The 15,075-nt window shown below is 60.5% G+C and carries 18 protein-coding genes and 1 pseudogene; 13 read left to right on the top strand and 6 right to left on the bottom strand.

Annotated features, from left to right (window positions below; all coding sequences use genetic code 11):
• Positions 1–115: 115 nt before the first annotated feature.
• The 6 genes from PMI35_RS09795 (at position 116) to PMI35_RS09770 (ending at position 3,389) form a co-directional block, all read left to right on the top strand.
• Positions 116–904 carry a hypothetical protein gene (locus PMI35_RS09795; RefSeq protein WP_008062543.1) on the top strand — a complete coding sequence of 263 codons (789 nt, stop codon included), beginning with the start codon at positions 116–118 and terminating at the stop codon, positions 902–904.
• Between the two features lie 83 nt (positions 905–987).
• Positions 988–1,662, top strand: a complete 675-nt coding sequence (locus tag PMI35_RS09790; protein ID WP_008062544.1) for a glutathione S-transferase family protein — start codon at positions 988–990, stop codon at positions 1,660–1,662.
• 28 nt (positions 1,663–1,690) lie between these two features.
• Positions 1,691–2,017 (top strand): putative quinol monooxygenase, encoded by a 327-nt coding sequence (locus PMI35_RS09785; RefSeq protein ID WP_008062545.1) that lies wholly within the window; start codon positions 1,691–1,693, stop codon positions 2,015–2,017.
• Positions 2,018–2,266: 249 nt separating this feature from the next.
• Entirely contained in the window at positions 2,267–2,455 is a 189-nt protein-coding gene (gene relB / locus PMI35_RS09780) for a type II toxin-antitoxin system RelB family antitoxin (protein ID WP_008062546.1), read from the top strand.
• Positions 2,445–2,714: a type II toxin-antitoxin system RelE/ParE family toxin gene (locus PMI35_RS09775; protein WP_008062549.1), complete on the top strand. Its 270-nt coding sequence runs from the start codon at positions 2,445–2,447 to the stop codon at positions 2,712–2,714. The genes relB and PMI35_RS09775 overlap by 11 nt, the downstream gene beginning before the upstream one ends.
• A gap of 102 nt (positions 2,715–2,816) precedes the next feature.
• Positions 2,817–3,389, top strand: coding sequence for a hypothetical protein (locus PMI35_RS09770; protein ID WP_008062551.1), 573 nt, complete (start codon positions 2,817–2,819; stop codon positions 3,387–3,389).
• Positions 3,390–3,392: 3 nt separating this feature from the next.
• Here the strand turns inward: PMI35_RS09770 and PMI35_RS09765 are convergent, their stop codons facing one another.
• Positions 3,393–4,109 carry an alpha/beta hydrolase gene (locus PMI35_RS09765; protein ID WP_008062553.1) on the bottom strand — a complete coding sequence of 239 codons (717 nt, stop codon included), beginning with the start codon at positions 4,107–4,109 and terminating at the stop codon, positions 3,393–3,395.
• Between the two features lie 221 nt (positions 4,110–4,330).
• On the opposite strand from PMI35_RS09765, the gene PMI35_RS09760 reads away from it, so the two are divergent.
• Together PMI35_RS09760 and PMI35_RS09755 are read left to right on the top strand one after the other, a co-directional pair.
• Positions 4,331–5,794 carry a PAAR domain-containing protein gene (locus PMI35_RS09760; RefSeq protein ID WP_008062557.1) on the top strand — a complete coding sequence of 488 codons (1,464 nt, stop codon included), beginning with the start codon at positions 4,331–4,333 and terminating at the stop codon, positions 5,792–5,794.
• Positions 5,791–6,405, top strand: coding sequence for a hypothetical protein (locus PMI35_RS09755; RefSeq protein WP_008062558.1), 615 nt, complete (start codon positions 5,791–5,793; stop codon positions 6,403–6,405). Before PMI35_RS09760 ends, PMI35_RS09755 begins: the two co-directional genes overlap by 4 nt.
• Before the next feature lie 11 nt (positions 6,406–6,416).
• On the opposite strand, the gene PMI35_RS09750 is transcribed toward PMI35_RS09755, so the two are convergent.
• Together PMI35_RS09750 and PMI35_RS09745 are read right to left on the bottom strand one after the other, a co-directional pair.
• A complete protein-coding gene (locus tag PMI35_RS09750; RefSeq protein WP_008062559.1) occupies positions 6,417–7,529 on the bottom strand; it encodes a succinylglutamate desuccinylase/aspartoacylase family protein in 1,113 nt (370 codons plus the stop codon).
• A gap of 108 nt (positions 7,530–7,637) precedes the next feature.
• On the bottom strand, positions 7,638–8,417 hold the full coding sequence (locus PMI35_RS09745; protein ID WP_008062560.1) for an ABC transporter substrate-binding protein: 780 nt from the start codon (positions 8,415–8,417) through the stop codon (positions 7,638–7,640).
• 121 nt (positions 8,418–8,538) lie between these two features.
• Here PMI35_RS09745 and PMI35_RS35740 point away from each other — a divergent pair.
• Positions 8,539–8,664: pseudogene (locus PMI35_RS35740) on the top strand (outer membrane lipoprotein carrier protein LolA); the annotation flags it as partial.
• Positions 8,665–8,672: 8 nt separating this feature from the next.
• Here the strand turns inward: PMI35_RS35740 and PMI35_RS09740 are convergent.
• Positions 8,673–9,092, bottom strand: coding sequence for a rhodanese-like domain-containing protein (locus tag PMI35_RS09740; protein WP_008062561.1), 420 nt, complete (start codon positions 9,090–9,092; stop codon positions 8,673–8,675).
• A 101-nt stretch (positions 9,093–9,193) separates the two neighbouring features.
• Between PMI35_RS09740 and ftrA the strand changes: the two genes are divergently transcribed.
• Positions 9,194–10,168 carry a transcriptional regulator FtrA gene (gene ftrA / locus PMI35_RS09735; protein WP_008062562.1) on the top strand — a complete coding sequence of 325 codons (975 nt, stop codon included), beginning with the start codon at positions 9,194–9,196 and terminating at the stop codon, positions 10,166–10,168.
• Between the two features lie 8 nt (positions 10,169–10,176).
• On the opposite strand, the gene cobF is transcribed toward ftrA, so the two are convergent.
• Together cobF and PMI35_RS09725 are read right to left on the bottom strand one after the other, a co-directional pair.
• Complete coding sequence (cobF, locus tag PMI35_RS09730; protein WP_008062563.1) at positions 10,177–10,932, bottom strand: precorrin-6A synthase (deacetylating); 756 nt, start codon at positions 10,930–10,932, stop codon at positions 10,177–10,179.
• Positions 10,932–11,504 (bottom strand): histidine phosphatase family protein, encoded by a 573-nt coding sequence (locus tag PMI35_RS09725; protein WP_032831838.1) that lies wholly within the window; start codon positions 11,502–11,504, stop codon positions 10,932–10,934. Before PMI35_RS09725 ends, cobF begins: the two co-directional genes overlap by 1 nt.
• A gap of 343 nt (positions 11,505–11,847) precedes the next feature.
• Between PMI35_RS09725 and PMI35_RS09720 the strand changes: the two genes are divergently transcribed.
• From PMI35_RS09720 to PMI35_RS09710, 3 genes are read left to right on the top strand one after another with little or no spacing between them, the layout of a single operon-like run.
• Positions 11,848–12,864, top strand: a complete 1,017-nt coding sequence (locus PMI35_RS09720; protein WP_008062565.1) for an arginine N-succinyltransferase — start codon at positions 11,848–11,850, stop codon at positions 12,862–12,864.
• Between the two features lie 49 nt (positions 12,865–12,913).
• Positions 12,914–14,050, top strand: coding sequence for an arginine N-succinyltransferase (gene astA, locus PMI35_RS09715; protein ID WP_008062566.1), 1,137 nt, complete (start codon positions 12,914–12,916; stop codon positions 14,048–14,050).
• Between the two features lie 42 nt (positions 14,051–14,092).
• A complete protein-coding gene (locus tag PMI35_RS09710; protein ID WP_008062568.1) occupies positions 14,093–14,962 on the top strand; it encodes an isocitrate lyase/PEP mutase family protein in 870 nt (289 codons plus the stop codon).
• The last annotated feature ends 113 nt before the right edge of the window (positions 14,963–15,075 follow it).

Here is a 15,075-nt window from a genome sequence, read left to right on the forward strand (position 1 = left end):
ACCGTGAACAGAGTATCTACAGACTCAGCATTGTATACAAAACATGCATACATATAGAGCAAACCATCTCGTAAAATGCTACCGTTGCCGCCACACACAGGTCGGAGAAGTGCGCGTGTTGATGCTCAAACTGCTGGTGATTCCAGGCTTTCTGCTGCTCATTTCCCTGGCGGGCAAACGCTGGGGACCAAGCGTGGCGGGTTGGTTGTCGGGGTTGCCGGTGGTGGTCGGGCCTATTCTGTTGTTCCTCGCCATCGAACAAGGCCAGGCGTTCGCCGCTCAGTCGGCCATGGCAGCGCTGTCGGCGATGTTCGCGATGATTGCCTTCTGCGTGACCTATGCGCAGGTCGCGCAACGCGCAAAATGGCCGCTGGCACTGACGATCTCGCTACTGGTATGGGCCCTGGTTGCCGTGGTCCTGTCGTTGCTCCCGCCGTCGCTGCCACTCTCGGTGATAGCCGCCGCCACTGCGCTGCTGGCCGCACCGCACTTGTTCCCGGCAGTGCAGCCGATCGTTTCAGGGCCGGCGCCCAAGTCTGACAAATTGCTGCTGCGAATGGTTGCCGGCGCCTTGCTGACCCTGGCTGTCACCTGGCTCGCCAGCACCGTCGGCGACCGCTGGAGTGGCCTGCTCGCCGTGTTCCCGGTGCTTGGCAGTGTGATGGCGGTGTTCTCCCAGCAAACCCGAGGCCCGGCGTTTACCGCCGCGTTATTGCGGGCAACGGCCACCGGGATGTATTCGTTTTCCGCCTTCTGCCTGGTCGTGACGCTGACCTTGCCCAGCATGGGCATGCTGGGTTTCGGTGTTGGCGTCGCCGTCTCGGTGGCCATGCTCGGGGTCACCCGGCGGTTGCTGGCAAAACCCGCTCCTGTGGCAACACGTTCAACTATTTCGAACGAGTAGCGCAACATCCTCGTACGTCAATCGAACAGGTTTGCCCCACCATCAGCCTCAGTTCCAAACCACTCCCGACTGAGGCCTACACCATGAAATTCTTTTTCCATCCTTCGCCGAACCCGATGAAAGTCGCCCTGTTGCTCGAAGAACTGCAAACGCCCTATGAGTTGATCGGCGTCGACACCTTCAAGGGCGAGCAACACTTGCCAGCCTTCCTCGCGATCAACCCGAACGCCAAGGTTCCGGCCCTCGTCGATGGCGACGCGACGGTTTTCGACTCCCAGGCCATCCTGCTGCACCTGGCGCAAAAGCATCAGCGTTTCCTGCCCGACAGCGCTGCCGGCAACGCCGAACTGCTGTCGTGGCTGATGCTCATCGCCACCGGCCTGTCGCCGTTCTCTGGCCAGGCCGTGCATTTCCTGCATCACGCGCCAGAGGACCTGCCCTACGCGAAGAATCGCTACCTCAAGGAAGTCGAACGCCACTATCGCGTACTCGACCAGCGCCTGGCCGACCATCAGTACCTGGCTGGCGACAGCTACAGCATCGCCGACATGGCCCTTTGGGGCTGGGCCAACTACGCGCCCTACATCCTCGGCGAAAACGGCTTGGCGGCCTACCCGAACGTCAAGCGCCTGTTCGATGAAATCAGCGCTCGTCCAGCAGCCCAGCGTGCTCTGGGCCTGAAAGAGAAGCTCGTGCTCAAGGCCGAATTCGACGAAGAAACCCGCCGCAACCTGTTCCCGCAGAACCAGGCCCAGTAAGCCGTTCCCGACATTCGGAGGTGATGAAATGAGTGATCAAGTCGCGTTTATCGTGTACCTGCCGGCCAAACCTGAACGATTCGCCGAAACCCGGGAACGACTGCTGGACGTCGTGCACCAGATGTCGGCCGAGCCGGACTTCGTCAATACCTGGGTGCACCAGTTGCAGGACGAGCCGAACACTCTGGTGCTGTACGAAACCTGGAACTGCAGCAAGGAAGACTTCATCGCTCGTCACCTGAGCAAACCCTATCGCCAGCAGTACGAAAAACTGCTGCCGCAGCTGCTGGCCAGCGAACGGCGGATCGAGTTTCTGGATGTGATCGAGAGCTATCCGGTGCGTCGAGAGGTGTGACTGCATCTCTCCTCTGTGGTGACCTGCCGTCGCCACAGAGTATCGGCTACTCGTTTTTTGAGATCCTACACGCGGCAACGAAAATCAAAAAATCGACCATATGTCCTACATGTTTTTCCGGTTGGCCGTCGGACGCCAGGTGATTACGATTTGTCGATGGAGTGAACACCTCGGTGGTACTTCATCCAGACAACGACGACAACGAGCCATACACCCATTAAACTGCTGGCATCGATCGCGGAGATCACCATGAACGTCCGACTTTCCTCCATTTCAGAATTTGAAACCGAAGAGCAGGCTACCCGCTACGACCGTTGGTTCCGTGCCAAGGTACAGGCATCTCTGGATGATCCGCGCCCAAGCATCCCGCATGATCAAGTGATGGCTGAAATGCGAGCCCTCCTGGAGTCAAAGCGCAACAAGCGCGATGCGGGTTGAGTGGCGTCCCGAGGCACGATCCGATCTGTTGCAAATTCTCAGTTACATTGGTGACCGTAACCTCGTAGCGGCTCTGGAGCTCAACCAGGCCATTGAAACAGCTACATCAACTCTCCCCGAACATCCCTACCTCTATCGATGCGGCCGACTTCCCGATACCCGAGAAATTGTTGTGCATCCCAATTACCTGGTGGTCTATCGGGTGGCGGATCAAATCCAGATCCTGAGCGTGTTACATGCCAGGCAGGAATACCCCTGATACCGAAGCTTCAACGACCGTCCGTTAGCTCATGCTGGAACATCTCACAGCCCCCATGGGATGATCGCCCCCCACCGCGCGACCATCCCTGGAGTTTTTCGAATGTCACTGTTGAGTAAAAAAGCCGTTGTCCTGTTGCTGGCAGCGGCTGCCAGCCTGGGGGCTTTGAATGTGCAGGCGGCCAAGGCCCCTGCCAAAGAGACGGTGCAGGGTCAGAAAGTCTCGATGCTCGATGGCAAGTTCACCTTCACCCTGCCCAAGGGTTTCATTGCCAACCCGTTGCCCGCCAGCCCCACTGGCGCAAGCGGCACCATGTACTCCAACGAAACCACCAAGACCGTGGTGATCGCCGCGCAGAACAGCCTGCCCGAGGGCGTCAAGGTCAAGGACAACGACGGTGAATTTCTCGACGGCACCGCCGCCGACTTCGACGCGGCGCAACACAAGGCCCTGGCGGACTACAACAAGCTCAGCGAAAAAAGCCTGACCCTGAAGGCGACAGGCCTGGGCGTGCGCCAGGTCGACAGCACCGCCACCCAGGGCGGCGGCATGACCCTCAACACCACGTTGATGGCGGCATCGGGCAGCCACATGACCGTGATTCAGGTCATTTCCCGCCCCGGCGACATGGCGGCCCACGAAACCCTGATCAAGCAGATCGTCAGCGGCAAGTAAGCCTCAGGGGTTGCGGCGCTGCAGCCAGGCGCTCAAGTCCTGCAGTTCTTCGGCGCTGATGCTGTGGCCGACACCCTGGTAGGCGTGGAACTCGGGTTCCAGCGACACGCTTTGCAGCAGGCTGTTGGCCTCGGTGCCATCGCTCAACGGAAGGCGTTGGTCCGCCGTGCCATGACCGATGAAAATCGCCAGTGACTGGCGTTTTTCATCCGGCTTGAGCTCGGACCGGAGCACCGGCAGAATCCGCCCGCTCAACGCGGCAATCCCGCCCACCGCCTCGGGATGACGCAGGGCGACTTCGTAGGACATGATCGCGCCCTGGCTGAAACCCACCAGGAACACCTTCTCCGGTTGCGTGTGATATTTCTTCGCCGCCTGTGCGACGAAATCCAGCAACAACTGGCCGCTGGCTTTCAGATCATCGGTTTCGCCGTTGTAGGCACCCTCGCCTTTCTTGCGAAACCACTGGTAACTCCCCTCTTGCATCACCATCGGCGCCCGCACCGACAGGTAGTTGTACTCCCTGGGCAACTCATCCTTGATGCCGAACAGATCCTGCTCGTTACTGCCGTAGCCGTGGAGAAAAATCACCAGCGGCTGCTCGCGGGAGTCAGGGTTGGCCTGCTCCAGGTACTTGAGTGGGAGGTCGGTTTGCAGGGGGGATTGAGCGTGGACAGCGGCGGATGCCAGCAGCGTGAACAGAGCGAGAAACTTCAGCATAAACCTTCCTTCACCGTGTGCAGGGTTCGGGAGAGAGCCTAGCACCTTCGTTGGAGCGACTCCCACTGGATCCGATTGCGGAATCGGCCTACAGCAGACAAGGAAACGTCTGATTTACGCCCGACAGCCTTGTATAGAACCCTGTGACCGGCACTTTGCCACTCCTCCCCTTCATTGGGAGCAGGAGCAATTTGATAGTCATCAGACAAGGAGCTCAAGCAATGGCAACGGGATATTTTATTCGCAAGGGCGACAAGACCAGTTGCGGTGGCGAGGTGCTGGACGCCGATACCCGTATCACGATGTTTGGCTTCGCTCATGCTCGCGCAGGGGATCCGGTTTCCTGTGGCAAGAACGACGAAACCTACAAGATTGTCGGTGGTATTTCGTCCTTTGACAGTCACGGCAGGCTGGCAGCTGGCTCGCTGGATAGCCGCAGCAGCTGTCCCTGCAAGGCCGAGCTCCTCCCCTCGTTTACCAACGTCAGCTATGAGTCCACCCAGAGTTCAGCGGCGCAAGCCGTGAGGAGTGCCCCTCAACAGGCGGCCGCGCCCGTTGCGCCCAACAACCCGGTCGCGCCGCGACAATCCGGTTTCACTTCAGCGCGGGCACCCTCACCGACGCTCAGCGAACGGCCAGGGACGGTCTGCGAGAACCTCTGGCGCGGCTACCAACAAAGGGTCGAAAACGTCGTAGCACCCGGCGGCAAGCTGATCGCCGATCCGAAGGCGCGCAACAAGGCGATCAATGCCGCCTACGCCCAGCTGTGGCGTCACGATCCGCGTTTCCAGTGGGCCGGGCTGGCGGCCTTCGCCTCGAAACAGGTGGGTTGTGGTCTGCTGCACGCGGCGGATTCGGTCGAGAAGATTCAGGCGGAAGAAGAGGCGATACAGCAATTGAGGGACAATGCCAGACAAGGGCTGAGAGGCTTGCTCAGTCCCAGTGAGCGGGAAAAGCGCGCGACCATTCGGGCGTTTGAGCAGCGCCAACGCGAGTATGAAGAGGCCAACCGGAACAACCCGGTGTGGGGCTTCACCCATTGGGGTGCCGACCTTCCCTTGTCGCTCTCGCAACGGATGTACCGGTTTGTGTACGAGATGCTGGCGATGGGCAATACCACGCTGTTCCTGGATGTGTATCCGCTGCATGTGTTCTACCAGGAGCGGGGGTTGGAAGCGCTGAAGGATTGTCTGGCTTCGCGGAAAAACATCTATGGCAGTAGTCAGCATCCGGTGCTGTGGCCAGTTGGGCAGAAAACACTGAAGTTCGGGATTGAGCATGATGAAATCCTCCTGGCCTTCGAGGCGATCGAGGAGGGTCATATTGCCAAAAGTGTTGAGTTTCTAGCCAAGCACGAACAGGTCAACATCCTGCAACCGGCGATGTACGACGACAGCGGTCTGAAATGGTTATTGCGCGGTAACCATGCCTCCTACGTCACTAACATCCCCTCCGGTGCCGCCCAGGCTATCGAGCTTACCCTGGCCAGCCAGTGCCGTCCCATCGAGGACCGACGCACCATTGGTTTTGGCAGCAATCCCTTTGCCAACCTGGCTGACATCGAACGGCGCATGGCCTTTGTGCTCAACGCCGCGGCGCAGTTTAATGATTTGCTGCACAGCGACCAGCGCGACCAGATTGAGCAATCGATTCGGGATATCGCCTGGGGTGGAGGCGTGCGGTGAACCTGCTGCAACGCATGGGCTGGCGACGCGGTGTGCTGGCACTGGCGATCGCGGCCCTCCTGACGCTGGTGGCGATTGAGGTCCTGTCGGACGATCCTGAAATCGCCCTGCTGATTGGCGAGCCCTACGAGTCTATGCGCCAGCGCTCCAGCGCTAGCATTGGACCAGCCATTCCGGGGCGCTCATGGTTCAGTGTTCCGAAATCAGATGCACGCCTGCGTTTCATTGATCCCACGTACGGTTTTGTAACCCCTCTGGCCCGTTTTTTTACGGTGATGTTTGATGATGAACATATCCACGGTGTCCGCATGTCTCCACAAATCGAGCCGCTATTGCTCGACGACACCCTCAAGGTCGTATTGGATCTGCAGGAGCAATGGCGCAACGCGGGCTGGGTACCCATTCGGGTGAAGGACTTCCCTTCGTTCGCCGACACCCCGCAATGGCGCGCCCAATTGCGCGATGAGAACAAAGGCGGATCAGCTTACTGGCGAGCAGGCGACAAGTACCAACTGATGTTGGTGGTGAGCCGTTTCGAGGACGTCAAGCGTCCCACGGAAGAACGCTACCTCATCACCTTGGGCATCCACCGATCACGGGGTGTGCAATGAACCTCCCCCCCTCAATCGTTAATCAACTTCCCAACCCGAATCGGCTCGCGCCCGGCCACTTTCGCCTGCCAAGTGCCCGGTTGCGTATAGCGACCACGATCGATCGCAAACAACACGCCACTGGTGCCCGCGCGCACGGTGGTGACCTTGTCGTTCAACGGGTCGACCACTTCAAACAGCGCATCGCCCTGCTCCACCCATTCACCGGCGTCGCGCAGGAAGCTGACCACGCCGTGGTGCGGCGCGAACAGGTATTGGGTGCCTTCGAACGGCATGCCCTCGCAGCACTCGCCCGGTGCCGCCGGCCAGGTGCCCTTGATGAAACCCTGTTCGGCAAGAAAGCCCAGGATCGCCTCGCAATTGGCTTGGGCCTGATCGACACGGGTGTCGCCCATGCTGCCAAGTTCCAGCGTGGTTGCCAGGTTGGCCGGTGGGATGGCCGCTTCGGGGAAAGCCCTGGCCAGGCGTAACCAGGGCGAAGAGCAGGACTCGTCGAAAGAACTGCCACCGGAATCTTCGCATAGCAACGCCACCCCGGCTTTCAGGCGCGCCGCCAGCGATTGCCACTGCGGCCAGTGTTGCGGCAAGGCGTAGAGGTGAATCGCCGCGTCGAAGTCGCAATGCAGGTCGAGGGTGATGTCGGCGTCGCAGGCGTGGCGTAGCAACAGGCGGTGCATCGCTTCCAGTTGCGACGCCGGGGCCGGCAGGTCGTCGAGCACCTGGCCCATGGCCTGGCGAATCAAGGCGATGTTGGCCTCGGCATCGCTGCCCAGACGATCACCTACCCGCTGCGCCACCGGTGCGCTCAGTTCGACGAACGAGCGGTTGAAGTTCTTGCCGCTGCCCAGTTCGAAGCGGCCCATGTGGCTGCCTTGCAGGTGCTGGTCGAGACCGATGGGGTTGGCCACCGGCACCAGTTCGATCAGGCCTTGCAGTTGTCCCTGGCTTTCCAGTTCGGCCAGGCGCTGCTTGAGCTCCCAGGCCGTGCGCATGCCTGGCAGTTCATCGGCGTGCAGGCTGGCCTGGATATAGACCTTGCGCGGGCCTGCGCCATATCGAAACACGCTGAGGGTGCGCTCTGTACCCAGGTGGCTCCAGGGCAGTGGATGGTCGATGCGTTGCATGGCAGAACTCCGATTCGCCCACGGTTGGGAAATGTATTGGGCAGGATAAAACATGAGCATAAAAAAATGGCAGCCGCGTCAACGGCTGCCATTTTTTGAACCGCTCGCTTACTCGCCGTAAACGTCAAACTTGAAGTACTTGTCCTGCACTTGCTTGTACTTGCCGTTGGCGCGGATCTCGGTAATGGCCTTGTTGAACTGCTCGGCGAGGGCGGTATCGCCCTTGCGCACGGCAATCCCGGCGCCACCGCCGAAGTATTTCGGATCGTTGTACTCAGGCCCCACGAAAGCGAAACCTTTACCGGCGTCGGTCTTCAGGAAACCGTCGTCCAGGTTGACCGAGTCGGCCAGCAGCGCGTCAACGCGGCCGGAGACCATGTCCAGGTTGGCTTCCTGTTGCGAGCCATAACGCACCAGCTCGATGCCCGCAGGCACCAACACTTCCGTGGCGAAGCGGTCGTGGGTACTGGCGCGCAGCACACCGACTTTCTTGCCTTTGAGCTCGGTCAGCGGGTCCTTGATGGCGGTACCTTCCTTCATCACGAAACGTGCTGGGGTGTGGTAGTACTTGATGGTGAAATCGACGTTTTTCTTGCGATCGTCGGTGATGGTCATGGACGACAGGATGGCGTCGATTTTCTTGACCTTCAGTGCCGGAATCAGGCCGTCGAACTCTTGCTCGACCCAGGTGCACTTGACCTTCATCTGCTCGCACAGGGCGTCGCCGATGTCCACGTCGAAACCGGTGAGTTTGCCGTCAGGGGTCTTCATCGAGAACGGCGGGTAACCGGCTTCGATGCCGATGCGGATGGGCTTGGTATCCGCGGCCACGGCGGTCAGGGACAACATCGACAGTGCCAGGGCACCGAACATCACTAGCTTGTTCATTTATAACTCCTGTGTGCGGAGACTTTTATTGGCAGCTTTCGGTCGATAGCTTGTGGCTGGGGACCGAAGTGGCCGGCAGTCTAGAGCGGCTTTCACAGGGCAAATTATTTCAATGCGACAAATGTTTATAGAAAGTGGTCGGCGCCTTGTAGGAGCGAGCATGCTCGCGATGGAGGTCAACGATGACGCGGGGAGCCTGACACCCCGCGGTGCTCTCAGGTTTTTCGCGAGCATGCTCGCTCCTACAGGGGGGATTCAGCACGCGCAGCCGATAGCGACACCCGTTGCACTCAACTCAAACCCTTCATCCAGCCATCCGGTCACCCCGCCAATCATTTCCTTGACCGGATACCCCAGCGCCGCCAGCTTCACCGCCGCCTTGTTCGCGCCATTGCAGTGGGGGCCGGCGCAATAGACCACGAACAGGCTGGTTTTCGTGTAAGCGCGCAAGCCATCGGCGGTGAGCAATCGCCCGGGGATGTTGATCGCGCCGGGTACATGCCCCCGGTCGAACGCCAACGGCCCCCGCACATCCACCAGGACAAAATCGACTTCGCCGGCCTGTTGGCTGGCGTAGACGTCGGAACAGTCGGTTTCGAATGTCAGGCGGTTGCTGAAATGCATCAAGGCGATGGCCGAAGGGGCGGCGGGAATGTCGCGCACGAGGCTGGTCATGGGCAGGGCTCCTGGAAGTGAGTGGGTGTGAACAGACTTTATCTGCCCGCCCACAGCGGCTAAAGTGGCGCATAAGACACCCACCGGGAACTTTCCGCCAAATGCATTCCTCTCCAGGGCTGGTCGCAATCCTGGCCTACGACGGCCTGTGTACTTTCGAATTCGGCATCGCCGTGGAGATCTTTGGCCTGGCGCGGCCAGAGTTCGATTTCCCTTGGTACAGCCATCAGATTGCGGCCGTCGATCAAGGCCCGATGCGCGCCATGGGCGGCATCCGGGTACTGGCCGATGGGGGCCTGAAATTGCTGGAACAGGCCCGGACCGTGATCATTCCCGGCTGGCGCGATCGTCAGGCAGACGTGCCCGAGGCATTGCTGACGGCCCTGCGCCAGGCCCATGCGCGGGGCGCGCGGTTGCTGTCGATCTGCTCTGGGGTGTTCGTGCTGGCCGCCACCGGTTTGCTCGACGGCCGTGGCGCCACCACTCACTGGCGCTACACCGCGGAACTGGCCGAACGCTTCCCGAACATCCTGGTGGACCCGGACGTGCTCTACGTCGATTCGGGCCAGTTGATCACCTCGGCCGGCAGCGCCGCCGGCATCGACGCCTGCCTGCATCTGGTGGCGCGGGACTTTGGTACCCAGGTCGCCAACTCGGTGGCGCGGCGCCTGGTGATGTCACCGCAACGCACCGGGGGCCAGGCGCAGTTCATCCCGACGCCGGTGAGCCCTACGCCGCGCAGCGATCTTTCACGCGTGATGCAGTGGGCACGGGAGCGTTTGCACCAACCGCTGGAGGTGCGCGACCTGGCCAGCGAAGCCGCGATGAGCGAGCGCACCTTCCTGCGCCGTTTCACCGAAGCCAGCGGCCAGTCGCCCAAGACCTGGTTGCAACATGAACGCCTGGGTCGTGCCCGGGAGTTGCTGGAAAGCACTGACCAGCACACCGAGCAGATCGCCCAGCACTGTGGTTATCGCTCGGTGGAAAGCTTCCGCGTGGCGTTTCGCAACGTGGTCGGTGTACCGCCGTCGGTGTACCGGGAACGGTTTGGCCGAACCGACCAGCGCATGTCCTGAGGCGTGCTTCAGGGCTTGCGCAATAGATAGGTGTCCATGATCCAGCCATTGGCCTGCCGGGCCGCCTTGCGCACCCGCTCGATTTTTTGCGCCACCTCCCCGAGCTTGCCGCTGATGAGGATTTCATCCGGCGTCCCGAGGTAGGCGCCCCAGTAAATTTCTGTCTGCTGATCCGCCACATGATGGTAGGCATCCTGGGCGTCGAGCATCACCACCAGACTGTCGGCATCGCTCACCTGCCCCGCCGCCAAGCGCCGGCCGGTGGTGATTTCAACCGGGCGGCCAATTTGATTGAGCGTCACCTTGTGCGCCGCGGCCAGCGCCTGGACGCTGGTAATGCCGGGGATCACCTCGAACTCGAAGGCACAGGTGCCTGAAACCAGGATCGCCTGCAGGATTCGAATAGTGCTGTCGTACAACGCCGGGTCGCCCCACACCAGAAAACCGCCGCACTGGTCATCGGCCAGTTCCTCATTGATCAGCCGCTCGAAGGTTTGCTGTTTGGCCAGGTTCAACGCATCGACGCTGGTTTTGTAGTCGATGTCGCCACGTTCGCGCTCCGGGCTTTGCGCCTCGACAAAACGGTAGTGCGGATCGGTGATATGACGCTCGCAAAGCTCGCGGCGCAGGTCGATCAGCGTGCCCTTGTCCTGGCCCTTGTCCATGATGAAAAAAACATCGACCCGGTTCAGCGCCTTCACGGCCTGCAGGGTGATGTGGTCGGGATTGCCGGCGCCGATGCCGATGACCAAGAGTTTTTTCATCAAGGCACTTCCTCGTTATCGTTGCACGACAGCCGCAGCCGCCAGCAACCATGGAACTGCAGGTCTATCGTTGACAGCGGCTCGACATCGATCAGGTTGAAGGCCGAACCCTGCAGCACGTGCATCAACGCGGCACGCATGACGAATGGATGGGTCACGGCAAGCACATGGCCGGGCAGCGCTTCCAGGGTTTTCATCCAGGCGGCGACGCGTTCGCCGACTTGCGCCACCGATTCGCCGCCGTGGGGCGCCGAGCGCGGGTCGGCAAGCCAGGCCTGAAGTGATTCGCCCTGATTTTTTTGCAGGTCGCTGATTCGCACACCGCACCAATCACCGAAGTCGCAATCGCGCAGGTCCGCGACTATTTCCACGGGTTTGCCGAACAGTTCGGCGGTCTGTCGCGCGCGCAATTCAGGAGCGCACACCAGGCGCGATGCCTCCTTGAATCGAGCCCCCCGGGAACCCCGTGCCGATTGCCAATCCATCTCCAGTGGTTCGTCCACGGGAAAGCGCGCCAGCTTCTGCGCAAGGGTTCGAGCGTGGCAGATCAAGGTCAAACGGGTCGCCTGCACGAAAAAAAATCACTCTGAGGGATAGAAAGGAAAATCGGCGCCAGGCCGTCAGTCATAACCTAATTGTGCCGTAAGAAAGTTCTTCAGGGGGCCTCATTTCAACGATTCGGACGCTCTTTAATGGCGAAGCCCTACACGGCCCATCAACATCCCCTTCGCCAGCTGCTGACAGTCATTTCCCGCCCGTTCAACCAAGAAAAAGCCCGGTGAAAATTAACTAGACATGTAGTGCGCCATCTATAAATACTGTTTTCAACGGATTAACGAACACCTCATCCAGCAGGAGCCGGGATGCCCTCATGCGAAGGCCGGTCACCGAGCCCTTTGATACAGGAGTGCACCCATGCTGGTCTTGCGCACCGTGCAACCAACCGACCTGCCCCAGCTGCAACGACTGGCCCGCGAAAGCCTGGTGGGCGTCACGTCCTTGCCCGATGACAGCGCACGCTTGCGCGACAGGATTCTCGACTCTTGCTCGTCACTGCAACAAAACATCGAGAGTCCCGGCCCGCAAAATTACTTTTTCGTCCTCGAAGACCAGACGAACCGGCGCCTGGCAGGTTGCTCGGAAATCGTCGCCACGACCGGTTCCAGCGAACCCTTCTACAGCCTGCGCAACCGCCCTTTCACCAGTGCCTCGCGCGAGCTGAACATCAAGCACGGCGTGCCTGCCCTGTCGCTGTGCCAGGACCTCAACGGCCACAGCTTGCTGCGCGGCTTCCATATCGATACGGCGCTGGTGCGTACGCCGCACTCCGAATTGTTGTCGCGGGCGCGCCTGCTGTTCATTGCCGCGCATGCACAACGCTTTGCCGACGCCGTGATCAGCGAAATCGTCGGATTCAGCAGCGATGACGGCCACTCACCCTTCTGGGATGCGGTGGGCAAGCATTTTTTCGACCTGCCCTACGTAGAGGCCGAGCATCTTTGCGGCCTGAAAAGCCGGACGTTTCTCGCCCACCTGATGCCGCAATACCCGATCTACGTGTCGATGCTGCCCCAGGCCGCGCAAGACTGCATCGGGCGCGTCCACCCCGATGGCCAGGAGGCCTTCGATATTCTTGCCCGCGAAGGGTTTGAAACCAACAGCTATGTCGACCTGTTCGATGGTGGCCCGACGCTGTATGCACGCACGCTCGACATTCGCTCGATCGCGCAAAGCCAGATCGCACAGGTCATAACCGGTGAGTCCATCGATGCCCGTGGCCGCTATCTGGTCAGCAACGTTTCACTTGAGGACTATCGCGCCATCGTCGCCGATCTCGACTACCGCGCCGGGCAACCCGTGGCGCTGGACTACGGGATGTGCCAGGCCCTGCAGGTGAGCGAAGGCAGCACGATCCGGCTGATCGCCCTGTGAACATCAAACATCGACAATGCACGAACGGGCAAGCAGAAGGCAGCGCAACATGATTGTCCGCCCGGTCCAGGTGACCGACCTGCCCGCCTTGCTCGCGCTGGGCCGCCTGGCGGGGCGCGGCCTGACGACCCTGCCGGTCAACGAAGAGCGCCTGAGCCATCGCGTGCGCTGGGCCCAAAGGACCTTCGCCGAACAGGTCGAACGCGCCGACGCCGACTACCTGTTTGTGCTGGAAGACGACGACCTGCAAGTGGTCGGGGTCAGCGCCATGACCGGGGCGGTTGGCCTGCGCGAGCCCTGGTACAACTATCGTGTCGGGCTGACCGTCAATTCGTCACCCGACCTGGGTATTTCGCGGCATATCCCGACCTTGTTCCTCAACAACGAGATGACCGGTCAATCGGAGCTCTGCTCACTGTTCCTGCGCCCCGATCAACGCTGGGGCAGTAACGGCCGGCTGCTGTCGCTGGGACGCCTGTTGTTGGTGGCGGAGTTTGCGCACCTGTTCGGCGAGAAACTGATCGCCGAACTGCGCGGCAGTGCCGACGAAAAAGGTTGCTCACCCTTCTGGGACAGTGTGGGCCGACACTTTTTCAAGATGGACTTCAGTCATGCCGATCATTTGTCGGGGCTGGGCAACAAATCGTTCATCGCCGAGCTGATGCCACGTCAACCGCTCTATACCTGCCTGCTCACCGAACGAGCCCGGGCAGTGATCGGCAAGCCGCATCCCAATTCAGAGCCGGCCTTGAAGATCCTCACTGCCGAGGGATTCTCCCACCAGGGCTACATCGACATTTTTGACGCGGGCCCGGTGATCGAAGCCCCGGTTCCGGGCATTCGCACCGTGCGCGAAAGCCAGCACCTGCAATTGACCATCGGTACCCCGGACGACCAGGCACCGATCTGGCTGATCCATAATCGCCGCCTGGAAAACTGCCGCATCACAGCCGCCCCGGCGCGACTGACGGGGGGCAACAGCCTGCTGGTCGACCGCCTCACCGCCAAGCGCTTGCAACTGCAACCCGGCGATTCGGTGCGCGCGGTGCCGCTGCCCGGTCGACAGCAGCAGGGCGCGGGTGAGCCCTGGCTCGCCACAAAATTGATATCCTTGGCTGGAAAACCTGCAAATTCGTCATCATTTCAGACCTCCCCGCGTGATAGCCTTCCACATCTTCGGCGTTGACACTTTTGCTCAAGCCTTTCCATTTCCATTGGTGGAACTCATATGTCCAGGCTTTCTCATCAAGATTTGCGCCGCAATTTTCGCCAACTCTTCGCCTCCAACACCTGCTATCACACCGCGTCGGTCTTCGACCCGATGTCGGCACGCATCGCTGCTGACCTGGGGTTCGAGGTGGGGATCCTCGGTGGATCGGTCGCGTCGTTGCAGGTTTTGGGCGCCCCTGACTTTGCCTTGATCACCCTCAGCGAATTCGCCGAACAGGCCACCCGCATCGGCCGCGTGGCCCAATTGCCGGTGATTGCCGACGCCGACCATGGCTACGGCAACGCGCTCAATGTCATGCGCACCATCGTCGAACTGGAACGTGCCGGCGTGGCGGCCCTGACCATCGAAGACACCCTGCTGCCGGCGCAATTTGGCCGCAAATCCACCGACCTGATCACGGTGGCAGAAGGTGTCGGCAAGATTCGCGCGGCACTGGAAGCCCGGTGCGATTCGCAAATGGCAATCATCGCCCGCACCCATGCAGGCATCCTGCCGGTCCAGGAAATCATCAGCCGCACCAAGCAATACCAGGCCGCGGGCGCGGACGGAATCTGCATGGTGGGGGTCAAGGATTTCGACCACCTGGAGCAGATCGCCGAGCACCTGAGCGTGCCGCTGATGCTGGTGACCTACGGCAATCCACTGCTGCGTGACGACCAACGCCTTGCCGAGCTCGGCGTGCGCATCGTCATCGACGGCCACGGCGCCTACTTCGCCGCCATCAAGGCGACTTACGACAGCCTGCGCGAACAGCGCCAGATATTTACCCAGGCAGCGGACCTGAACGCTACCGAACTGACGCATACCTACACGCAGCCGGAGGAATACATTCGGTGGGCGGAGGAGTTCATGCACGTTAAAGAGTGATGGCTTCTGCTCTGGCTTTTGCTCTGGCTTTTGCTCTGGCTTTTGCTCTGGCTTTTGCTTTTGCTTTTGCTTTTGCTTTTGCTTTTGATCCACCCGCCCCTTCGGGAGGCTGA

The sequence above is a fragment of the Pseudomonas sp. GM78 genome, assembly GCF_000282475.1.
Lineage (GTDB): Bacteria > Pseudomonadota > Gammaproteobacteria > Pseudomonadales > Pseudomonadaceae > Aquipseudomonas.